The 21,449-nt window shown below is 39.2% G+C and carries 21 protein-coding genes and 1 tRNA gene; 12 read left to right on the forward strand and 10 right to left on the reverse strand.

Annotation, left to right across the window (positions count from 1 at the left end; genetic code table 11):
• Positions 1-62: 62 nt before the first annotated feature.
• Positions 63-1,640 (reverse strand): cation:proton antiporter family protein, encoded by a 1,578-nt coding sequence (locus tag RF53_RS18610; protein WP_039038530.1) that lies wholly within the window; start codon positions 1,638-1,640, stop codon positions 63-65.
• Between the two features lie 266 nt (positions 1,641-1,906).
• On the opposite strand from RF53_RS18610, the gene RF53_RS18615 reads away from it, so the two are divergent.
• Positions 1,907-2,650: a sporulation protein gene (locus RF53_RS18615; protein WP_006793918.1), complete on the forward strand. Its 744-nt coding sequence runs from the start codon at positions 1,907-1,909 to the stop codon at positions 2,648-2,650.
• 100 nt (positions 2,651-2,750) lie between these two features.
• A complete protein-coding gene (locus RF53_RS18620) occupies positions 2,751-3,203 on the forward strand; it encodes a GNAT family N-acetyltransferase (RefSeq protein WP_039038531.1) in 453 nt (150 codons plus the stop codon).
• Positions 3,204-3,258: 55 nt separating this feature from the next.
• Here the strand turns inward: RF53_RS18620 and RF53_RS18625 are convergent, their stop codons facing one another.
• The 6 genes from RF53_RS18625 to RF53_RS18650 all read right to left on the reverse strand — a co-directional run bounded on the left by RF53_RS18625 (position 3,259) and on the right by RF53_RS18650 (position 8,979).
• Positions 3,259-4,611 carry a sodium-dependent transporter gene (locus RF53_RS18625; RefSeq protein ID WP_010557215.1) on the reverse strand — a complete coding sequence of 451 codons (1,353 nt, stop codon included), beginning with the start codon at positions 4,609-4,611 and terminating at the stop codon, positions 3,259-3,261.
• Between the two features lie 204 nt (positions 4,612-4,815).
• A complete protein-coding gene (locus tag RF53_RS18630; RefSeq protein WP_039038532.1) occupies positions 4,816-6,108 on the reverse strand; it encodes a sensor histidine kinase in 1,293 nt (430 codons plus the stop codon).
• A gap of 19 nt (positions 6,109-6,127) precedes the next feature.
• On the reverse strand, positions 6,128-6,832 hold the full coding sequence (locus tag RF53_RS18635; RefSeq protein ID WP_039038533.1) for a response regulator transcription factor: 705 nt from the start codon (positions 6,830-6,832) through the stop codon (positions 6,128-6,130).
• 21 nt (positions 6,833-6,853) lie between these two features.
• Positions 6,854-7,237: a DUF3019 domain-containing protein gene (locus RF53_RS18640; protein WP_006793913.1), complete on the reverse strand. Its 384-nt coding sequence runs from the start codon at positions 7,235-7,237 to the stop codon at positions 6,854-6,856.
• The gene (locus RF53_RS18645; RefSeq protein WP_039038534.1) at positions 7,227-8,084 is read right to left on the reverse strand and encodes a MipA/OmpV family protein; all 858 of its coding nucleotides are present in this window, start codon (positions 8,082-8,084) and stop codon (positions 7,227-7,229) included. The genes RF53_RS18640 and RF53_RS18645 overlap by 11 nt, the downstream gene beginning before the upstream one ends.
• A 91-nt stretch (positions 8,085-8,175) precedes the next feature.
• Positions 8,176-8,979: a hypothetical protein gene (locus RF53_RS18650; RefSeq protein WP_039038535.1), complete on the reverse strand. Its 804-nt coding sequence runs from the start codon at positions 8,977-8,979 to the stop codon at positions 8,176-8,178.
• A 112-nt stretch (positions 8,980-9,091) separates the two neighbouring features.
• Here RF53_RS18650 and RF53_RS18655 point away from each other — a divergent pair, with 112 nt between their 5' ends.
• Together RF53_RS18655 and RF53_RS18660 are read left to right on the forward strand one after the other, a co-directional pair.
• The gene (locus tag RF53_RS18655) at positions 9,092-10,246 is read left to right on the forward strand and encodes a serine hydrolase domain-containing protein (RefSeq protein ID WP_039038536.1); all 1,155 of its coding nucleotides are present in this window, start codon (positions 9,092-9,094) and stop codon (positions 10,244-10,246) included.
• Entirely contained in the window at positions 10,243-10,752 is a 510-nt protein-coding gene (locus RF53_RS18660; protein WP_006793909.1) for a SixA phosphatase family protein, read from the forward strand. Before RF53_RS18655 ends, RF53_RS18660 begins: the two co-directional genes overlap by 4 nt.
• An 80-nt stretch (positions 10,753-10,832) precedes the next feature.
• Here the strand turns inward: RF53_RS18660 and yhbY are convergent, their stop codons facing one another.
• A complete protein-coding gene (gene yhbY, locus RF53_RS18665; protein ID WP_006793908.1) occupies positions 10,833-11,129 on the reverse strand; it encodes a ribosome assembly RNA-binding protein YhbY in 297 nt (98 codons plus the stop codon).
• Positions 11,130-11,216: 87 nt separating this feature from the next.
• Between yhbY and rlmE the strand changes: the two genes are divergently transcribed.
• The 8 genes from rlmE to RF53_RS18705 all read left to right on the forward strand — a co-directional run bounded on the left by rlmE (position 11,217) and on the right by RF53_RS18705 (position 19,408).
• Positions 11,217-11,846, forward strand: coding sequence for a 23S rRNA (uridine(2552)-2'-O)-methyltransferase RlmE (rlmE, locus tag RF53_RS18670; RefSeq protein ID WP_039038537.1), 630 nt, complete (start codon positions 11,217-11,219; stop codon positions 11,844-11,846).
• Positions 11,847-11,912: 66 nt separating this feature from the next.
• A complete protein-coding gene (gene ftsH, locus RF53_RS18675; protein WP_033019700.1) occupies positions 11,913-13,856 on the forward strand; it encodes an ATP-dependent zinc metalloprotease FtsH in 1,944 nt (647 codons plus the stop codon).
• Positions 13,857-13,969: 113 nt separating this feature from the next.
• Positions 13,970-14,818, forward strand: coding sequence for a dihydropteroate synthase (gene folP, locus RF53_RS18680; protein ID WP_039038538.1), 849 nt, complete (start codon positions 13,970-13,972; stop codon positions 14,816-14,818).
• Entirely contained in the window at positions 14,815-16,164 is a 1,350-nt protein-coding gene (gene glmM, locus RF53_RS18685; protein WP_039038539.1) for a phosphoglucosamine mutase, read from the forward strand. The genes folP and glmM overlap by 4 nt, the downstream gene beginning before the upstream one ends.
• 71 nt (positions 16,165-16,235) lie before the next feature.
• Positions 16,236-16,985: a triose-phosphate isomerase gene (gene tpiA, locus RF53_RS18690; RefSeq protein WP_039038540.1), complete on the forward strand. Its 750-nt coding sequence runs from the start codon at positions 16,236-16,238 to the stop codon at positions 16,983-16,985.
• Position 16,986: 1 nt separating this feature from the next.
• Positions 16,987-17,340 (forward strand): preprotein translocase subunit SecG, encoded by a 354-nt coding sequence (secG, locus tag RF53_RS18695; RefSeq protein WP_039038541.1) that lies wholly within the window; start codon positions 16,987-16,989, stop codon positions 17,338-17,340.
• Between the two features lie 66 nt (positions 17,341-17,406).
• A tRNA-Leu gene (locus tag RF53_RS18700) sits at positions 17,407-17,491 on the forward strand.
• A gap of 291 nt (positions 17,492-17,782) precedes the next feature.
• A complete protein-coding gene (locus tag RF53_RS18705; RefSeq protein WP_006793901.1) occupies positions 17,783-19,408 on the forward strand; it encodes a methyl-accepting chemotaxis protein in 1,626 nt (541 codons plus the stop codon).
• A gap of 212 nt (positions 19,409-19,620) precedes the next feature.
• Here RF53_RS18705 and RF53_RS18710 read toward each other — a convergent pair whose 3' ends face one another.
• Together RF53_RS18710 and RF53_RS18715 are read right to left on the reverse strand one after the other, a co-directional pair.
• A complete protein-coding gene (locus RF53_RS18710) occupies positions 19,621-20,028 on the reverse strand; it encodes a phosphate ABC transporter substrate-binding protein (protein WP_039038542.1) in 408 nt (135 codons plus the stop codon).
• A 12-nt stretch (positions 20,029-20,040) separates the two neighbouring features.
• A complete protein-coding gene (locus RF53_RS18715; RefSeq protein WP_006793899.1) occupies positions 20,041-21,186 on the reverse strand; it encodes a porin in 1,146 nt (381 codons plus the stop codon).
• Positions 21,187-21,449 lie beyond the last annotated feature (263 nt).

Below are 21,449 nucleotides of genomic sequence, written 5' to 3' on the forward strand. Positions count from 1 at the left end.
TTGCTTTTTATTTATTTACTAATGAAAAAGAATTATTTTTGTGCCTTTACACATAGTAAATACTATTTTTCACCAAACAATTCTTGTTTTACATGTTCAGCAAAACCACTACCGGCTTCTAAGTAAAAGTTATACGTTGAGTGCACCCCCATACTTTCAAGCTCTTTTTGTTGATCTGGGTAGTTTGCAATTGCAGTAACTTGCCCTGTGTAGCCTGACGCTTGAAGCTGCTCTAATGCAAAAATGTTCTGCATGTGTTTTGGCATTGCTAACATGACCATTTCAACGTGAGAGTGGTTTACACGTTGCCAAAAATCAGGGTCGGTAGCGTCTGCAATCAGTACTTTACGGCCTCTACTTATATGTTTATCGACAACTTCGGGTTTTATATCTATACCCGCTACTAAATTGGGGTGAGTCGTATTGATAGTTTCATAAGCACCGGTGCCAATACGACCCATACCAAAAATAACAATTTTTGTATCATTAAGGTTTACTGGTAATTCTTCGGCTAGGCGTGTTTTGCTTTCAAACTTTACTAACCAGCTTTCTACTTTTACATATAATTCATTAGAGCGTTTGTTAAGGGGTGAGGCAATAACAAAGGTAATAGATACCGCAATAGCCATAACGGCTAACCATTCAGGGGTAATAATACCTGTTGAAGCTGCAACAGCGCATACAATCAAGCCAAATTCACTGTAGTTAGATAAGGTAAATGCGGTAAGTAGCGAGGTACGTGCACGTAATTTAAACGCGTTAGTAAACACATAATAAAGAATAACTTTAACAGGGAGTACAAAAATAAGCACAATGGCAATGATAAGCGAATCAACTGTTAATTCAGCATTTAAACCAATGCTTAAGAAAAAACCGACAAGTAAAATATCTTTTAAGTTGAGTAAGGATTTTGATAGCTCGCCCGCTTTTTTATGTGGGGCAAACATCATGCCTATGATCAGCGCACCCAAATCACCTTTAAGGCCTGCAAATTCAAATGCGTTATAACCAGCAACAAGCGCAAAAAAGAAACCAAATAAGGGCAGCAGTTCACCATGCTTAGAACGGTTGAGCATAAAATACATAATAGGGCGTATTAAAGGCAAGGCAATAATAATAGCCAGCGCCCAAATGTTCGGTACTTTTCCTGTACTAATAGCTAAAAATATAACCGCAAAAATATCTTGCATTACAAGTATACCAATAGCGATTTTACCGTGTAGGCTGGCCATTTCACCGCGCTCTTCTAATACTTTTACCGCAAATACAGTGCTTGAAAAGCTAAGAGCAAAGCCGATCAACAAGGCACTTTGCCAACTTAAGTCAACAAAAAGGGGCAGGGCAAACACACCTAATAACAACATGAAACCGCTAAAAATAGCGCTACTAAATATAATATGAAGGGAAGCAGGTGCCCACACTTGGGGTTTTATTAAGCTTTTTACTTTAAGTTTTAAGCCAATACTGAACAGCAATAAAGTAACGCCCAATGCGGCAATTGTATCAAGTAATTCTGTGCTTTTATAACCAGCTAGATTAAGCGCAAAGCCCGCCAGCAAAAAGCCAATAAGAGGGGGGAGTTTTAATTGATAAATGGCAAAACCACACACAAATGCGGTAGCAAAGTAGATTAGTTCCATAATACTTAAAATTACATCATTTGGTACTGCAGTGTAGCTAAAAACAGCGATTAATGAAAATTAAATTACCACTTGAGCTTTGTTTATTTAGTCGCTTTTAACACCTTGTTTGGATGATAAATGCACAAATTATGCGTATTTAACCCTTAAAAGCATTTAAATCCTACTTTTAAACTGACAACGGCTTTTAATTATGGTTAAGATGAGATAACGAAGACGTTTAAGTTAGGGCATATTTAAGAGCGGCTCAGCTTAAGGAGAATTATATGTTTAAAAAGATTTTAGCATCAGTAGGTATTGGCGCGGCAAAAGTTGACACTATTTTAGAGACTGAACATCTGCAACCAGGGCAACTTTTTAACGCTAATATTGTCATTACAGCAGGTGACGTTAGCCAAGAAATTGCAGGCTTAGATTTATTACTAATGACCCGTGTTAAAGTGGCTGGTGATGAAGGTGATTATTTTACTAATCATGTAATTGATCAATGGCGAATTACTGATATAGGTAAGTTGGAACCCGGTGACGTAAAAAGCATACCTTTTGAAGCGCGTTTGCATTCAGAAACACCGATCACTGAAATTAACGCGGGTTACAACCAGTCCCATGTTTGGTTAGAAACTGGACTAGATATTGATTTAGCACTAGATCCAACAGACAAAGACCATCTTCATATTTACCCAAATGAAGCAGTGAAAACGTGTATGCAGGCAATGGATAAATTAGGTTTTAGTTTATCTAAAGCCGATGTTGAAAAAGGTTTTTTACGTGCCTCTACGTTTGCTTCTGTTTCAGGGTGTTACCAAGAACTTGAATATAAACCTAACAGCAGAAGTTTATTTGGAATTCAAGAAATCGAGTTGTCATTTGTACCAGAGGCCCATAAAACTCACGTTTTAATTGAGCTCGACCGTGCATTTAGAGGCGATGGGTATATTGATGTAACCATTGAGCATGACCATGTAAACTTGTCTCAGTTATGTGATCAGTTAGAGCGTTTATTCGCTTAATACTTTTTATACTGTACAGCGATGAATGTAATTTTATTTTCATTTCGTACTATAGAGATACTAAACCCAGCTTCAGCTGGGTTTTTGCTTAAGGATTACCATGCATTTTAACTGTGAACCATTTGATAAACTGACCCCTCATATCTTGTTTTCAATTATGAAAGGGCGCATAGACGTATTTGTTGTAGAGCAAAAGTGCCCTTACCCTGAGCTGGATGATGTTGATACTTCTGAAACTACTCAGCATATTTATACGTTAGATAATATGCAGTTAATGAGCTACGCCCGTTGTTATGAAAAAAACGGACAGTACAGCGCAATTGGACGTGTTTTAGTGAGTGAGCATCACAGAGGAAAGGGGATCGCTAGTAAATTGGTTGAACAGGCAATAGCGTGTTGTAAAACGCATTGGCCTGAACAGGACATAGTTATCGGTGCGCAAACCTATTTACTGGACTTTTATAAGTCATTTGGTTTTAAGTGTACAGGGGATGCATATTTAGAGGACGGTATACCGCATCAAGATATGGTACTAAAAAATAACAACGGCTAGTTAAATTTATACTCATATAAAAGCCCACAAGTGTGGGCTTTTATATGAGTTGTTGTTAGCTTAGTAACGAGTGGACAAACACTGCACCTATTGCGATAGGGCACACAAACTTAGTATACCAAGGCCATATTTTCCAAAATAGCGTAGTTTGTACCTCGGGATTGCCCTGTTGAATGGCTTGTAGTAATGAATTTCTGTACCAAATCCAGCCTACAAAAATACAGCACATTAAGCCAAGTAATGGTTGCGCAACCTTAGTGGTAAGTGTGATCACTAAACCAAATAATGCGCCTAGGTTACACACAATCGTAATACTAACAACTGCTATCAAGGCCCCAATGACCCACGTTGCTTGAATGCGCTTCAAGGCAAAGCGTTCTACAGCATAGGAAACAGGTGCTTCAAGCATTGATATTGACGAAGTGAGCGCAGCTATACTCATTAGGGCAAAAAATGCAAAGCCAACAAATAGACCTACACTGCCCATACCATCAAATAAAGCGGGTAATACCTGAAATACTAAAGTATCTTCTGAGAGCAATTTTCCGCTGGCAGAAAATATCTCAACACCTTGTGCTTGAGCTACATACATAGCAGGAATAATAAGTAAACCAGCAACAAAGGCAATAAACACATCAATTAACGTTACGTATGCACCGAGAGAGACTAGGTTTTCTTTTTTACTAATATACGAGCCGTATATAATCATAACGCTTGTGCCAAGCGATAATGAGAAAAACGCTTGACCTAAGGCGCTCACAATTAACTGGGTGTCAAAAATAGACGAAAAGTCAGGTAACAAGTAGGCTTTTAACCCTTCCATTGCACCTTCTTGAGTCAGTACATAAGCAATTAATAAAAATAAAATCCCTAATAAAGCTGGCATCAAGCGCTTTGACCATTTTTCGATACCGTTTTCAACACCACGACTAATGATTGCTATTGTTAAAACAATAAAAACAAGGGTAAAAATAACGTTGCGAGTAAGTGATTGCTCGCTTAGCCAAGTTGATGCTGCGTCGGCTCCGGCCAAGGCGGCGATAGGTTGTGCTGTTGCACTAAGCATCCAACCTGCAACAATAGCATAAAAACTAAGTATAAAGCCGGCGCATAAAATACCCCCAAAGCCGACAATAAATGCAAAGTGTTTTTGCCAAGGTTTGTTAGATACTTTAGTTAAAGAAACGACGGCGTTAGCTTGTCCGTGTCGACCTATCATGAGTTCGGCCATTAGCGCAGGATAAGCTAAAAAGAAAGCCAACACTAAATAGGCAACTAAAAATGCGGCACCACCATTACTGGCTGTTTGTGTGGGAAAGCCCCATATGTTGCCCAAACCTACGGCAGAACCGGCGGCGGCCATAATAAATCCAAAGCGAGAACTAAACTCGCCTCTAACTGCGCTCATATTATTATACTTCTCTGTTTTTTAACGGCGCTGACAATCTACTGGAAATGTAAAAAAATAAAAAGTGCTTATTTGCTGATCCCACATAATTTAGTTTTCCAGTGGTGTGATTAATGCGCTGTTTTTAGTAAATGTTAGGAGTAGATTAAAATTAATGGGTTGATTTTGTTTTAAAAATGTTAATTACACCGCGTAATTTATACTTTACGATTTATAATGCTGGGTAATACTAAGGGTAAAGCAGGCTCCGCCTAAGTGCTTACTTTTGCTGACAGAAATAGTACCGTTATGCCAGTCAGCGACCTTTTCAACAATAGCCAAGCCAAGGCCATAGCTTTTATCTGCGCGGTTTCTATGATCTTCCTCTCTAAAAAATGGGCTTAATACATTTTTAAAGTTTTCTTGGGCAATCCCTGGGCCATCGTCTTCAACAGTTATGATAAGTTGGCGTTCGTGAACCTTGGCGCTCAAGTAGATATATTGTTCGGCAAAATCGCAGGCATTGGTCAGCAGGTTTGTAATTGCACGTGCTAACCAATGAAGGTCGGCCACAATAATGTCAGTTGAGCTATTAAGGTCAACACTTAGCATTTGTGATTCTAACTTAGGGGCAAGCTGAACTAAAATGTCTTCAAGGTAATGCTTTATATTTGTTGAAGAATACGTCAATTTGTTTGCGTTTTGTTCAAGTGTTGCAAACGCTAAATAACTTTTAAGCATGGATTCCATATGATCTAAATCGTTTTCCATACGCTCTAAATAGGTTTTTATTTTTTTCTCATCATGGGTATCTAAGGCGGCATCTAAGCCAAAGCGAAGACAGGCAATAGGGGTGCGTATATCGTGCGATAAACTTGATGCCATTAATTTATTCTCAGCGACAAGTTTTTCAATTTGGCTCGCCATACGGTTAAACGTTAACTCTACATCTCTTATGTACGTGAAATGCGAGGCGTTAATTCTGGCTTGTGTATTGCCTGATGCAAACTGTTTAGCAGCCTCATTGAGTACACTTAGTCGCTTAGCGAGTGGCGCAATAATGAATCCCATTAAAATGCATAAGCCAGCATAAAAAAGCAAAGTTAAAAATATATCATTTCGTTTATCGGTGTCTGCGCTTTTTTTAAGTCGCATAGAAATATGAAAGGGGTTTAGCGCTTGGTTGCTATACAGCATATAAAAACCTTGCTGATCTTCTAAAATCAATCCGCCAACAGCATGCATTTGAAGTAATAATGAAGGAGGTAAAGCAAGTGATTCATTAGGTTTATAATCGATTGATAGATCAAACTCTTCACCTAGCTGCTTAACATATGCGCCACGTTCAGAGGTGGGAATATTTGCCAGTTGTTTACTAAATCCCATCATCATTTTACTTTGCACACTAAATTCGTCTTGTGGGGTATGTGCTTGCTGGCTAAAGGCGTCTATAAGCCACCCTAAAACTACAATAGATACCAGTGCGCTGCCAAGTAGTGATATGTAAAACTTTTTCATTTAAGCATACAGCTGTAAGTTACCATGCAGTAGAGACGAGCAAGTAACCACGCCCCCAAATTGTCTTAATTTTTTCAGGGTTTTGTGGATCGTCGCTAAACTTTTTTCTTAGTGCAGAAATAAGCACATCGACACTTCTATCAAGTCCGTCGTATTCACGTCCTTTAGTGGCTTTAAAAACCGCGTCACGTGATACAACTTGGCCTGCATTACTTGCCAAATAATGCAGGAGTAAATATTCAGCACTGGAAATATTAACGTCTTGGCCGTTAAATTTCACGTTTCTCGATTCGGTATTAATATTAAGCGAACCGACCGAAATTGTGCTTTCTACTTTTTCCAATTTATTGGGCTCACTGCTTTGACGAAGTGCCGCTTTTATACGAGCGAGCAAAGCGCGCGGGCGTACTGGTTTCATTATATAATCGCTCGCACCTACCTCTAAACCTATAACTTCATCCATTTCTTCATCACGTGCTGTAAGCATAATAATAGGCGCATTATAAAAGCTACGAAGTTCTCTACAGACACTAATGCCATCTTGACCAGGTAACATAATATCAAGTAGGACAATGTTTGGGTTCAAGGTTTTTACCTGACTGACAACTTCATCACCTCGGTGACAAACATAGGTAGTGTAGCCTTGTTCAGTTAGGTATTCGGCTACCCACTGAGCCAATGATGCATCATCTTCTACTAATAAAATAGTGCCGTAATTATCCATAAATTATCCTTAATGCAGTGGCTAAAATAATCGCCAGCGACGTTTTTTTTGTCTGTTTTGATATACCCACTGAAGTTTTACTTCTGCAGTGCCAATTATTTTTGATGTATTACTATCAAATAGTTCAAATGCGATACTTTGCTTAGAATCAAACGCGTAATTTAATGTGCCTTGTTGCTGTTTGAGCCAACATTGCATAATGTATTTTGATGTTGCATCGCGTAGGCAATAATTACCAATAATGGGTTGGTGCCACGTAATAACAACGTCGGCATAACAATCGCGGCCTTCACGAAGAGCTACGCACGTATCAGGAACCGCGGTTAAAGTATTTTGTGTATCGCTAGATTGCGCAAGTGCTGATACAGGAAAAATTATTAGCAAACAAAACCATCTAAAAAACATAACGTAGGCCTACCTTGGCTTTATGCTGATACCCTTGAGAAATAATTGGGCTGTCGTCGATTTCTGCTGAAAACCATGTGGAAAGAAAGCCAGCTAGAAAAACCCAATCTTGGCTTATTGGGTATTCAGCATGAAATTCAAATATTAGGCTGGTACTTGCATGTGCATCATAAAAAGGTCGGTTTTCGGCTACTTCTTCTTGGTCAATGCCAAAATAATAATTTGTAAAATCAGCTGAATAAGCACTTACGCCAACACCGGATCTAAATTCCCAGTTTCGCCACGGTAAAATTTGGCTAAAGAAGGTGTTAACAACCCAGCTGTTATGGGCGCCAGAAACATCATAAAGGTATTCAAATGAAATTTGAGAGTTTTCGAATCGGCGTGTAAGCCTTAGACCAACACCAAAATCATAGCGACGAGACTTTATGCCATCAAGCTCTGCAATTACACCACTGTTATAAAAGCCAAGGCCTTTCTCGTCAAAGCCTGCTTGGGTGTTCGTGCCCAGTATATCCAAGCCCCAATCATACTTATCAATGATACTATAGCCGATAATAAGACCACCACTGAGTTGGTTATGGTCAAAGTCGAGATAAAATCGGTCGTAGGATACAGCAAGGCTTAAATCGAGCTCTAAATCGGTGTCGTAGGCATTGGTGCCGATTAGGTAGGTATCTTCTACAAAATAACTTGCCCCTGCGCTCCAGTCCCATGCAAATCCTTGAGTGGGCTCAAGCGTGTTGTCTGCATAATAACGATTACTTGCTTGGGCTGAGGTTGCTATAAGGCTCAGACTAAACAAGACAATACTAAAAAGAGTACGGTTAAGTAAGGTATATTTCATCCACGTTGAGCCTGATTATTTGTTGTTATAGTGCGTAGTATATTGTTAAGGTGTACCCTTAATCTGTAAAAAAATGTAGCAAATGTTACTTTTACTGAACTTTAATTTTATCTATTAAGATACTGCTTAAGTAAAATTGCATCATAGGTGTTAGAGCACTGACTTCTGTGCGGCTACACGGACCACTTAACTTACTTAGGCTAGATAATTTAGACAGCATTTGATACTCAGGGATTTTCACCTCTTTACCCACTCTAGCTAAACGTGCTTCTTCTGTGTTTTGCTGGTGGATAAATGCAACAACCTCTAGTTCGTTTGTAATTCTTTGTTCTTCACTTAAGCTGTAAATTAGCGGCTCTCGGTGAAAGCTGGCACTATCTATTGACGACGTTGCAAACCACACCACATCGCCAGAAGCTTTGTGTGTTAAACGCATATTAACTTCTGCAAAAATAGATGCACATTGCTGCGTTGGGTATTGCTTTGCAATATTTTCAAACAAGACAAATGGCTTTTCAGGTGTGGCAATTGAATACTGTGTGTTTTCTTTAAATGTTAAGTCGAGCTTTTGAATAGTCAGCGTGTAATCACTGTTATTTTTACTCGTAACTTTAAGCTGTTTATCGTTAAGTGCTTGGCTTATTTGCGATAGTAGAGTGTCGGTTACACTTGCTTTATCGGTAATTATTTTTACAGTTTGATTTTGTAAAACTTTGTGTGCAGGTAATTGCACCGACTTCACTTTTGGTGAAGCATGCTCTGTTTGGTATTTAAGCTGATATGTTTGCGTTGTTAATGCTGGCTTTAACGGCATAGCCAAAGGTTCTGCTGGTTGTTTGGTAATGGCACAACCTGATGAAAATAAAACAAAAAGTAATACAACTAAAAAACGCATAAATACTTAACACCCACAAAAAGTACAATAATTTTTGTATTGTACGTTAGTCCAAAGAAAAGTTCATGATATTATGCATACAGAGGCAGTTAAAAAGATAAAGTATTAAAAAATGAAGCGCTTACCACTTTTAAAGTATTGCTTAACTGCAGTGTGTTTTGTGTATGCAACCGTTAGTTTTGCAGCGCAGCAAGACCCAAATTGGGATAGTTTTGTAAAAAAGTATGGCCGTTACGCAGAAAAAAAACTCACGAGTAAAGGCATTCCAGGAGCGGCACTTTCGATAGTTAATTTAGGCAATAGTGATTACATCCATGCGGTCGGACGAACAAAAGCCCGAAATGGTCAAAAGGTTAATGTTCACACTCGTTTTAGACTGGCGTCGGTGTCTAAAACATTTGCAGGCTCTCTGGCTGCAAAATTATCTAGTGATGGGCTCATAAAATTAGATAACTCCGTCAGTAATTACTTACCTGATTTTATAGGCACAGAATACGAAAAAAACTTAAAAGTTTATCACTTACTTAGCCATTCTAGCGGCTTGGTGCCAAACGCATATGACAATTTAATTGAGTCGCGAATGGATTATCCCGATATAGTACAAAAGTTAGTGACGGTTAAACCTATTTGCGAGCCTGGTATATGCTACGGTTATCAAAACGTCATGTTTAGTTTAATTGATGATGTTATTTTAAAAAGTACAAATAAAGATTATTCACAATGGCTAAATGAAGGCATTTTTCAGCCACTTGATATGGTTGATGCTAGCTTGGGTTATGAAGCCATGGTGGTTGATAGTAATTACGCTTTACCGCACGTACGTGGGAAAAAACGTTGGTACACTGCAAAGCTGAAAAAAAATTACTACAAAGTTGGACCAGCAGCTGGTGTTAATGCCAGTGCAAGCGATATGGCTATCTGGTTAAAGGCGCAATTAGGTCACTATCCTGAAGTGTTGTCACTTGATGCTTTGTCTAAACAAACTCGGCCCTATACACGCACAAAAAAAGAAATGTACCGCAGGGTGTGGAAAAAACAGTTAAACGAAGCTTATTACGGTTTAGGTTGGCGAGTATACAATTACGATAATGAAACCTTGTATTACCACAGTGGTTGGGTGCAAGGATACCGAAGTGATTTGGTGGTATTCCCTCATTTAAATATTGGCTTTAGCTTAGTGTTAAACGCCGAAACAGGGTTAATTAATGAGTTAACGACCGAGTTTATTAATCGTTTATTGACGTACAAACGTGAGCAGACAATATGAAAGTAAAATACGGTGTTTTTATCTTGTTATGTGCAGTTTTATTTAATAGCCAATATGTATTTTCGGCTCCAGAAAAAATATACCTTTTTCGCCATAGTGAAAAACTAGCAGGTAAAAACCCAGCGTTAACTCAGCAAGGCTATAAACGGGCAGAGCAGCTAGTCACATTATTTAAGCAATTTGATAAGGTACATGTATTTAGTAGTAACTATAAACGTACTTTACAAACAGCAGGCCCACTTGCTGCGCATTTTGATTCTGAAATAAAGATTTACAATGCTAGAGATTTGGCAGATTTAAAAAACCAGATAGTGTCTTTGAATGGCGTAGTTGCTGTGATTGGTCATAGCAATACAACTCCAGAACTTGCAACGTTGCTTTCAAGTGAAAAAATAGAACCAATGAGTGAAATGCAGTTTTCACGCTATTTCTTGTTAAGCAAAAAAAAGCATCATGCAGAAATCAAATATTTACTCAAAGACTTAGAAATGAATTTTACTTTTTAGAATTCAGGGCTAAATAAATGATAAAAAACCAGCTGATAGCTGGTTTTTTATTAAGCGCAATAAATTACTCAGGAAGTAAATTAGTTACGCGGCAGTTGAATTTTTTTCTCAGGGCTTTGGCGATAAAGCACAATAGTGTGGCCAATTGTTTGAAGCTTTGTCGCACCGGTTTCACGAACGATAGCTTCAAAAATAAGCGCTTTGGTTTCACGATCGTCAGTTGGTACTTTAACTTTGATTAATTCGTGAATTTCTAGTGCACTTTGAATTTCCATCACTACGCCTTCGGTTAAACCGTTAGAACCTAGTAAAACTACAGGCTTAAGGCTATGTGCCTCGCCTTTTAAAAACTGCTTTTGTTTATTTGATAATGTCATGTTTATACAAATTTTGCTGAATATGGCTTGAATTAAGGGTATTCTAACGCCATCTAGAGAATATTACTAATTAGTTGCGTGTAATTTATGACAAATAAAAAACAGTCAGCCAGTTCACAGCGATGGTTGAAAGAACATTTTGATGATAAATATGTTCAGGAAGCGCAAAAAAAAGGCTGGCGTTCAAGAGCGGTTTTTAAATTAGATGAAGTACAAAATAGAGACAAGTTACTTCGCCCTGGTATGACTGTGGTGGATTTAGGGGCTGCCCCGGGTAGTTGGTCACAGTATTTAGCCGAGAAGGTAGGTGACAAGGGGCAAGTTGTTGCTTGTGATATTTTACCTATGGACTCTTTAGCGGGTGTTGATTTTTTACAAGGTGACTTTCGTGAAGAAGCCGTGTTAGATGCTTTATTAAAACGCATTGATGGAAAAAATGTTGATGTGGTACTCTCTGACATGGCACCGAACATGAGTGGTAATAACTCAGTGGACCAAGCTGGAAGTATGTATTTAGTTGAGCTTGCGCTAGATATGTGTAATCAAGTTCTAAAGAAAAATGGTGCATTTATTGTTAAGGTTTTCCAAGGCGAAGGCTTTGATCAATACTTGCAGGATGTACGTAATAGTTTTAAAGCAGTGAAAATACGCAAACCTGATGCCTCACGTGCCCGTTCTCGGGAAGTATATATAGTAGCGACTGGATACAAACTGTAGTACAGTTGCTTGGCGTTTAGTTGAATTTAAATTAATTGGATACAAGAGGTTAACCCCTTGAGCGATATGGCGAAAAATTTAATACTATGGCTGGTCATTGCAGTTGTGCTTATGTCAGTCTTTCAGAGCTTTAATGGTGGCGAGCAAATCGACCGTCAAACAAGTTACAGTCAGTTTGTAAAAGATGCCCGAAATGGCTCAATACAAGAAGTGGCAATCGAGAGCACCAGTGGAACAATCACAGGTACTAAAAATAATGGTGAGCGCTTTCAAACCATTATGCCAATCTACGACAAAGACATTTTAAATGACTTACTTAAAAGTGATGTAAACGTGAAAGGTGTAAAGCCTGAAGAACAATCATTTTTAGCAAGCATATTTATTTCTTGGTTCCCGATGATTCTGCTTATTGGTGTATGGATTTTCTTCATGCGTCAAATGCAAGGCGGAGGCGGTAAAGGCGCTATGTCATTCGGCAAGAGCAAAGCACGTCTAATGAGCGAAGATCAAATTAAAACTACGTTCGCTGATGTTGCTGGTTGTGATGAAGCAAAAGAAGACGTTACCGAATTGGTGGACTTCCTGCGCGACCCGTCTAAATTCCAAAAATTAGGTGGTAGTATACCTAAGGGTGTACTTATGGTTGGACCGCCAGGTACAGGTAAAACGTTGCTTGCTAAGGCTGTTGCCGGCGAAGCAAAAGTACCCTTTTTCACAATTTCGGGTTCTGACTTTGTTGAAATGTTTGTTGGTGTAGGCGCATCGCGCGTACGTGACATGTTTGAACAAGCCAAAAAAGCAGCGCCTTGTATTATCTTCATCGATGAAATTGATGCAGTAGGTCGTAAACGTGGCGCAGGCATGGGCGGCGGTAACGATGAGCGCGAACAAACATTAAACCAAATGCTGGTAGAAATGGATGGTTTTGGTGGTAACGAAGGCATTATTGTTATTGCTGCGACTAACCGCCCAGACGTATTAGACCCGGCATTACTTCGTCCTGGTCGTTTTGACCGTCAAGTAGAAGTTGGTTTACCTGATATACGCGGTCGTGAACAGATTATTAAAGTGCACATGCGTAAAGTACCATTAGGTGACAACGTTGATGCAGCTGTTATTGCTCGCGGTACACCCGGTTTTTCGGGTGCTGATTTAGCTAACTTAGTCAACGAAGCCGCACTTTACGCCGCACGTGGTAACAAACGTGTTGTAAACATGGCTGAGTTTGATGCTGCTAAAGACAAAATCATGATGGGCGCAGAGCGCAAGACCATGGTGATGAGCGAGCAAGAGAAAGAAATGACGGCATACCACGAAGCCGGCCATGCAATTGTTGGACGCATGGTGCCAGAGCATGACCCTGTTTATAAGGTATCTATCATTCCACGTGGCCGTGCGCTAGGTGTGACTATGTATTTACCAGAGCAAGATCGTGTTAGCCATTCTAAAGAGCTTTTAGAATCAATGATTTCTAGCCTTTATGGTGGCCGAATCGCTGAAGCACTTATTTACGGTGCCGACAAAGTGACTACCGGTGCGAGTAACGATATTGAACGTGCAACAGACATAGCACGTAAAATGGTCACACATTGGGGGTTAAGTGAAAAACTTGGACCACTACTTTACGCCGAAGATCAAAACGAAATGTACATGGGTGGTGGCGGTAGTCGTGCATCTAACATGTCGGATGATACAGCTAAAGTAATTGATGCAGAGGTTCGTTTATTTTCAGATAGAAACTACGAGCGTGCCGAAAAAATATTGAAAGAGAATATTGATATTCTTCATTCAATGAAAGACGCGTTAATGAAATACGAAACGATTGACGCTAAGCAAATTGACGACTTAATGGCGCGCCAGCCAGTGCGTGAGCCACGCGATGCTCATGACCGTCATGAGCCTAAAGCACCACAAACAGACTCTGTAAAGGAATCTGTTAGTGATGAAAGCCAATCAACAACAGAATCATCTAAAAAAGATGAAACAAATGTTGATGACAAAGCTGAATAATCGTTAAAATACTCAAAAAGCCCCGTACTTCGGGGCTTTTTTGTATCGGTTTAAATTTCGCTCTAATTTTTAGTTAGATTTGTTTGAATTCTGAAAAGCAAACAAGGCTCATTATGAACAACATTATTAACTTACCAAATGGTCGAGAACTAAATTTAATTGAGCCTGTGATTATGGGTATATTAAATGTAACCCCTGATTCATTTTCAGATGGTGGTAAATTTATAGACCCCAGCATCGCTGTGCAGCGCGCATTACAGTTATTAACTGATGGCGCAAAAATAATTGATATTGGTGGTGAGTCTACTCGACCAGGTGCTCAGGCAGTTAGCCTTGATGATGAGCTTGAACGAGTGGTGCCAATAATAAAAGCAATACGTGCTCAGAGTGATTGTGTTATTTCTGTTGATACGAGTAAAGCTGAGGTGATGAGGCAGGCTATTTTAGCTGGTGCAGATATGGTAAATGATGTTCGCGCATTACAAGAGCCTGACGCACTGAATGTTGTTGCACAATTTGAAAACATCGCAATTTGCTTAATGCACATGCAGGGTCAGCCCCGAAGTATGCAAACATCTCCAGAATACAGTGATTTAATGGGCGATATTAATGAATTTTTTAAACGTCGCGTTAGTGCCTGTGAGGCGATGGGAATAAAAACTCAGCAGCTTATTCTTGACCCAGGCTTTGGATTTGGAAAAACATTAAGCCATAACTACGAAATTTTAACCAAATTTAATGATTTTAATAAGTTAGGTTTGCCATTGTTAGCGGGGCTTTCTCGCAAGTCGATGATTGGTAACCTGTTAAACAGAGATACAAGCGAACGAATGGCCGGCAGTTTAGCTGGCGCACTTATTGCCGCACAAAATGGTGCAAAAATAATACGCGTTCACGACGTAAAAGAAACTGCAGATGTACTTGGTGTTTACCAAGCGTGTATAAAAGGAATAATAGAATGAAACAAAGAAAGTATTTTGGCACAGATGGCGTACGTGGTTTAGTGGGAACAGCGCCAATCAACCCTGAGTTTGCAATGAAGCTGGGTTGGGCTGCAGGACGTGTGCTATCAAAAGGTGGAACAAAAAAAGTTATTATTGGTAAAGACACACGTATTTCTGGTTACATGCTTGAAACAGCCCTTGAAGCAGGTTTAATAGCCGCCGGTATTGATGTTGTTCTGCTTGGCCCAATGCCTACGCCGGCCGTTGCTTATTTAGCACAAACATTTAGGGCTGAAGCCGGTATTGTAATAAGCGCATCACATAATCCATATTACGACAACGGTATCAAATTTTTTAATGGTCAAGGTTTAAAACTTGATGATGCTGTAGAGCTTGAAATAGAGGCAATGCTTGATGAGCAAATGACCTGTGTGGCTTCAGATAAGTTAGGTAAAGCAACACGCTTGGCAAGCGCAGACGGACGTTATATTGAGTTTTGTAAGAGTCAATTTCCACAAGGGTTGTCTTTAGAGGGATTAAAAGTGGTTGTAGATTGCGCTAACGGCGCAACATATCATATTGCCCCATCAGTTATGCGTGAGCTCGGCGCTGACGTAATTACGCATGCATGTGAGCCAAATGGTGTAAATATAAACCATGAATGCGGTGCAACTCATGTAGACACGTTAAAACGCAAAGTACTTGAACATAAAGCCGATGTAGGTATAGCTTATGATGGTGACGGCGACCGTGTAATGATGGTTGACCATAATGGCCGTGTATTTGATGGTGACGACTTAGTTTATATAATTGCTTGTCAGGCTGCGAACGATCATATTTTAGGTGGCGGTGTTGTTGGTACTGTTATGTCAAATATGGGTTTAGAAAATGCACTAAAAGCAAAAGGCATTGAGTTTGCTAGAAGCAAAGTTGGCGATCGCTATGTAATGGAATTACTTCAGCAAAAAGGGTGGAAAATTGGTGGAGAGAGTTCAGGCCATGTACTCAATCTAGACTTAATTTCAACGGGTGATGGTATTATATCAAGCTTGCAAGTGCTGGCTGCTATGGTTGCACAAAATAGAACGCTTCAAGATTTAGGCACCGGGTTTACAAAATACCCAATGAAAATGATTAACGTGCGTTATACACCGGGTACCGATCCTACAACGGCGCCAAAAGTCCTTGCGGCGGTCGAAGAAGTGGAACAAAACTTAGGTAATAAGGGCCGTGTTTTACTCCGTAAATCAGGCACTGAACCTGTCGTTCGTGTTATGGTTGAAGCAGAACAAGAAAAAATAGTATTAGACAGTGCACGTAAGATTGCAGAGATTGTCGAATCTATGAGCAAACAACCTGATTGATAACAATAACCTCTTGTAACTTTGGGCGAGAAAAGTTAATATCTCGCCCGCTTTCTAATGTGGAGTGGAAAATGGCAATACGTAAAGCAATGGTCGCTGGCAATTGGAAAATGAATGGCTCAATAGAGCTAGTCAAAGATATGTCGGATGCTATAAATAGTATTAAATCACCAGAAATAGATGTTATTTTATTTCCTCCATTCCCACTTGTTTCAGCAATGATTGCAAGCGGCGTCATAACAGGTGCTCAAACTGTATCTGAAAACACGCCTGGCGCTTTTACCGGTGAAGTTGATGCACAACTACTGAAAGACCTTGGCGTAAATTATGCGCTAGTTGGCCATTCAGAGCGTCGTAGTATTTACAACGAAAGCAGCGATGTTATTGCTGATAAATTTGCTAGAGCTCAATCAGCTGGTTTAGTACCCGTTCTTTGTGTTGGCGAGAGTGAAACAGAGCAAGAAAGTGGACAAACAGAATATGTAGTTGCTGCTCAAATAGATGCGGTAATTAAAAAATTAGGTGTAGCAGCGCTGAAAGATTCTGTGATAGCATACGAGCCCGTTTGGGCCATAGGCACAGGTAAGACTGCATCGCCAGAACAGGCACAAGCTGTTCACAAATTTATCCGTGACAAAATTGCGTCTTTAGACAGTGATTTAGCACAAGGGCTTACCATCTTATATGGTGGAAGCGTTAACGAAAAAAATAGCGAATTATTATTTGCACAACCAGATATTGATGGTGGCCTTATTGGGGGCGCCAGTCTAAAAGCAGCATCTTTTGTTGCTATCTGTAACAGTGCAAAAGGGACCGTATAAGATGTACGAAATTTTATTAGTAGTTTATTTAGTTGTAGCTTTAGCTTTAGTTGGTATGGTTTTAATCCAACAAGGTAAAGGTGCTGATATGGGGTCATCATTTGGTGCAGGCGCTTCTGGAACTGTGTTTGGTTCTTCAGGTGCTGGTAACTTTATGACAAAGACAACAACAAGCTTAGCTACAGTCTTTTTTGTGTTGAGTATTGTTCTAGGTAATTTAACAGCCGGTCAGATTAAACAGACTGATGAATGGGAAAACCTAGAAGCAGCGCCTGCTGTTGAAACAGTAGTCCCGGTTGAAGAAGATGTTCCAGTTACTTCTAATAAAGAAAGTAACTCAGGCGTACCAAACTAATACAGTTTCCTGTTCAGCTATTTGTTAACCTCAAACAGATAAAACAAGCGAACAAAAATTTAAAATGCGGATGTGGTGGAATTGGTAGACACGCTACCTTGAGGGGGTAGTGCTTTAGGGCGTGGGGGTTCAAGTCCCCCCATCCGCACCAAATTTAAAACCAGTAGCAATTATGTTACTGGTTTTTTTATACCTAAAATTTGCTCTGATTGTTTTTTGCACTTGAAACGTTTGTGTTATAGCAATAATTTAGATTTTTTAATGATCTTTTTAACAGAAAACACTTCGTGTACCCAATAAAGTCAATTTACTTGTGTTAATTTCAGTTTTTAGCTTAATTAATGATTAAAATGAAAAAAAAACTAGAAATTTTACAAATTTAACTCACACTTATCAGTATTGAGCCGATAATATATTTAGATAACTCAAAAAGGTAAATAGTATGGCTTCAGGCTTCTCTTTTCAAAACCTAAGCATAACTAAAAAAATACATGCAATAACATGTATTGCAGTTGTTGCTTTTATAATTATGGTATTAATTAATTTTCTTGCCATAGATGATAATAGAGCTTCTTTAGATGAAATGGGCAACTCTTCATATAAGGTTGTAAAGTTAACATCAGCGAACGTAGGGCTGTTAGAAAAACTAGATGAGCTTTACACCCAAGCAGTTACATTTGGCGAACAAGACTTAATAACTAAAGCTGATGACACTTACAAAACAATTGAATCAAACATAAATTTAATTAAGCAAATGAGTAATGGCTACATTAGCAATGATGTAGTGAAAGAATTAGCCGACTACGAGAAGATATCAGCTACAATTGCTAATGGTATGGTAAATGGCACGGCCGATTTTAGTAAAATTCAGCAACAAGCCCAGTTAAAAACAAGTCTTTATGGTTCTGTTTTAGAGAGCTTTAAGGCAGCCCAACAAAAGGCAGACAACCGCTTTTTTGAATTAGTAGAAAGCACTAATACGCGCTCAGATAATGCCCTTACTTTAATGCTTGTTGTATCTATTGTATCTTTATTATTGCTTTTATTTATGGCGATTTGGATTGCGAAAAACATTGGCTCATCAGCAAGCGATGCTGCAAATAATTTAAGCTTATTAGCAAATGGAAAAGGCTCTTTAAGTACTCAATTAACCGTGAATTCTAAAGATGAAATTGGCCAAGTTTCTATTAACTTTAATGCTTTTATTGCGCTGTTAAAAGAAACCGTACTTGAAGTAATTGCTGTATGTGAGCCATTGATGGAAAACTCTACCCGTTTAGTACAGGGTATGGAGCAGGCTGAACGCGCAACAACAAAACAAACAACAGATGCTGAAATTGTTAAGCAATCAATGGAAGAGATGAAGCAAAGTGTTGGTGATATTTCTCAATCTGCAGCAAATGCATCACATGCGGCTGAAACAGCAGAAAAAGAAGTAGAGCAAAGCCGTACCCAGGTACAAATGTCTGTCAATGCATCTCGTACGCTAAGTGATGAAATTAACCAAGCAGCAACAACAATTAATAAACTTGCAGACGATACAAAAAACGTATCACAAATATTGAATGTAATTACTTCAATTGCCGATCAAACCAACTTACTTGCGCTTAATGCGGCTATTGAGGCTGCGCGTGCTGGTGAACATGGCCGTGGGTTTGCGGTAGTAGCTGATGAAGTACGAGAACTTGCTTCACGAACCGCCCATTCAACGAATGAAATACGCGAATTGTTAGGTGCTTTGACGACCGCTGCAAATGATTCGGTTACTGCGATGACTTCAGCTCGAGATATGGCAACAGATAATGCAACAGCGGCTGAAAAAACAGGAATATCAATTGAGAAGATTGCTGAGCAAATGCTAGAAATAAATGGCATGAACTCACAAATAGCAGCAGCAACTGAAGAGCAAACATCGGTTGCAGCCATGGTTGTAGAAAATGTATCTAATATGCATGTTTCTTTTGAAGATACCATGGACTCATTACTGGCTGTAAGAGATGTAGCTAAAAACCTACATTACTTATCAGATAACTTATTAGACGCTACAGCCAAATTCAGAATTGAATAATTAACCTGAACAGCTAAAGTCTCTATTAAAGCCTCCTTTTGGAGGCTTTGTTGTTTTGAAGGCTAGCTAGGTATGTCTCACCAGCCTGCAACAATAGAACAACTTAGAACGCAAGATTGGACACGAGATTAACTTGTTAAGCCAACAGACATAACTTTTTACAGGTACAAAAAAACCACCATTTGGTGGTTTTTTAATTTACGGGCTAACGGCTAAAAAGTCGCAACCACTTTTACATTGTCACTAACTTTTGCGCTATCTACATAACCGATAGCATCTGCATTAGCTGCTACAAAATCTATTACAGCTTGATCTGAGCCTAATTTCTCTGGAGGTGTCCCTTTACCTGTAAATACAAGTTTAGACCAGTAAGCATTAAGCTGGCTGCCAGATTTACCTACAACTTTATCGTTAAACTCATCTGCAGCAGCGGTACCATCTTGGTTTACTGGGTTTACCTTAGTACCATCACCAAATGACTTGGCTTTACCAAGGTATATCTTTTTAATTGTATCTGCATCTAAAGCATTTGCGTTACCAACGTTAACTATTACTGCAACTTCTGCAAAAGCATTAATTGAGCACAATGAAAGTGCACTAGCTAAAATTAATTTTTTCATTATCTGCTCCAATTAAAATACAAGATCAACGCCAACAGCAACAACATCAGTTTCTGTATCGGTTACATCGTCTTCAAAGCGGCTAAAGTCAATTTTAAATGCTGCAGAAGGGTGGAAGTCATAACGCGCGCCGATAGTGTATACATTGCTTTGCGCTTGAACACCTGTCAATGCACCGTTTATAGCAGCATTCAGACTTGGCACTGTTGCAATTGGATCGAAGCGAGATGCATCATGTTTATCGTCATTATCTTCATACGTAAAATGAACTATAACGTCATCCAAGCGATAACCTACAGATGCATAGTATTGTGTTTGCTCAGTCAAAATGCTGTTTTCTACTTCAAACTGTGTATATTCAGCGTCGAATAAGAAATTATCATAATCAATTGAGAAGCCAAAGCCTAGGAAGTAACTGTCATCTTCGTCAATTGCAATATCGTCAGCTAACGTGTTTAAGCTGTTTGCACGAAGTGCTGCTTCTAAGCCATTTAACGCAGCGCCGCTAGGGTCTGTTCCGTCAAGTGCAAATGATGTTTCTGCAACCAAGTATGCAGCACGTACACTGAACCAGTCATATGCAAGTGTCCAGTTAATGCCAGCAAAATCGTTAAGTTCGCCTTGAGTTTTTTCAGTAATTGCATCTAATTCGCCGTCATAGCTTCCGTACATTAGCTGCACCGTTGAATCCCAATCGCCAAGCTGTGTATTGTGCAATAAGCTTAAACCTTCATATGTAGAAAAAGGAATACCATAAACTGACTGAGGTGGGCGTACCCAACGATAAGCGTAACCAACATCCAAAAAGTCTGAATAGCGGAAAAATGGAGCTCGCATTTTACCCGCGCTAATTTGTAACTCGTCGCTTAGTTCATAAGTTACGTAAGCCCATTCAAATTCTGCGTCGAAATCATTTTCACCACGGGCAACAATTTGAGCTGTGGCCGTTAGTTTCTCCATTAGGTCAGCTGATAGCTGTAATGCAAAGACACTTTCGTTTTTAAATGAAATGTCATCATCATATCCATATAAGGTGCTGTCACTATCAAGGCTCTTTCCACCGACAATTGATGCAAAGCCATTAATTCGAACTTCGGCGCTAGCATAGTTTGTTGCTAAAGCCGCACATAATGCTACTGCTACAGATAGCTTTTTCATATGTATTTCCTATTAGTTAATTAGATGTTGATTCAAGCGTATTATAGAAGTGAAATAGAGCTATATCTAATCAATTTAGCAAGTTAGTAATAAAAATTAATAAACTTAATACTTTGTCATTGTTTTTTGCGGTATATACCTGAAAATTTTAATGTAGGTTAATGATTTTAAGTAAAATATCAAAATAAGTTGCAACCAATTTAATTTCATAACATATATTTACAGCGTGAGGTTTTATGCCGTAATTGCATAAGAGGCAAGTA

Origin of the sequence: Pseudoalteromonas sp. ECSMB14103 (assembly GCF_000813065.1) — a bacterium.
Classification (GTDB): Bacteria; Pseudomonadota; Gammaproteobacteria; order Enterobacterales; family Alteromonadaceae; genus Pseudoalteromonas; species Pseudoalteromonas marina.

Coding starts and splice junctions, on each gene's coding strand:
- RF53_RS18615 (WP_006793918.1), top strand. CDS start 1,907: ATGTTTAAAAAGATTTTAGCATCAGTAGGTATTGGCGCGGCAAAAGTT.
- RF53_RS18710 (WP_039038542.1), bottom strand. CDS start 20,028: ATGAAAAAATTAATTTTAGCTAGTGCACTTTCATTGTGCTCAATTAAT.
- folP (WP_039038538.1), top strand. CDS start 13,970: ATGAACAACATTATTAACTTACCAAATGGTCGAGAACTAAATTTAATT.
- RF53_RS18625 (WP_010557215.1), bottom strand. CDS start 4,611: ATGAGCGCAGTTAGAGGCGAGTTTAGTTCTCGCTTTGGATTTATTATG.
- glmM (WP_039038539.1), top strand. CDS start 14,815: ATGAAACAAAGAAAGTATTTTGGCACAGATGGCGTACGTGGTTTAGTG.
- RF53_RS18630 (WP_039038532.1), bottom strand. CDS start 6,108: ATGAAAAAGTTTTACATATCACTACTTGGCAGCGCACTGGTATCTATT.
- tpiA (WP_039038540.1), top strand. CDS start 16,236: ATGGCAATACGTAAAGCAATGGTCGCTGGCAATTGGAAAATGAATGGC.
- yhbY (WP_006793908.1), bottom strand. CDS start 11,129: ATGACATTATCAAATAAACAAAAGCAGTTTTTAAAAGGCGAGGCACAT.
- RF53_RS18650 (WP_039038535.1), bottom strand. CDS start 8,979: ATGCGTTTTTTAGTTGTATTACTTTTTGTTTTATTTTCATCAGGTTGT.
- RF53_RS18705 (WP_006793901.1), top strand. CDS start 17,783: ATGGCTTCAGGCTTCTCTTTTCAAAACCTAAGCATAACTAAAAAAATA.
- RF53_RS18640 (WP_006793913.1), bottom strand. CDS start 7,237: ATGTTTTTTAGATGGTTTTGTTTGCTAATAATTTTTCCTGTATCAGCA.
- RF53_RS18715 (WP_006793899.1), bottom strand. CDS start 21,186: ATGAAAAAGCTATCTGTAGCAGTAGCATTATGTGCGGCTTTAGCAACA.
- RF53_RS18655 (WP_039038536.1), top strand. CDS start 9,092: ATGAAGCGCTTACCACTTTTAAAGTATTGCTTAACTGCAGTGTGTTTT.
- RF53_RS18610 (WP_039038530.1), bottom strand. CDS start 1,640: ATGGAACTAATCTACTTTGCTACCGCATTTGTGTGTGGTTTTGCCATT.
- RF53_RS18645 (WP_039038534.1), bottom strand. CDS start 8,084: ATGAAATATACCTTACTTAACCGTACTCTTTTTAGTATTGTCTTGTTT.
- rlmE (WP_039038537.1), top strand. CDS start 11,217: ATGACAAATAAAAAACAGTCAGCCAGTTCACAGCGATGGTTGAAAGAA.
- ftsH (WP_033019700.1), top strand. CDS start 11,913: ATGGCGAAAAATTTAATACTATGGCTGGTCATTGCAGTTGTGCTTATG.
- RF53_RS18660 (WP_006793909.1), top strand. CDS start 10,243: ATGAAAGTAAAATACGGTGTTTTTATCTTGTTATGTGCAGTTTTATTT.
- secG (WP_039038541.1), top strand. CDS start 16,987: ATGTACGAAATTTTATTAGTAGTTTATTTAGTTGTAGCTTTAGCTTTA.
- RF53_RS18635 (WP_039038533.1), bottom strand. CDS start 6,832: ATGGATAATTACGGCACTATTTTATTAGTAGAAGATGATGCATCATTG.
- RF53_RS18620 (WP_039038531.1), top strand. CDS start 2,751: ATGCATTTTAACTGTGAACCATTTGATAAACTGACCCCTCATATCTTG.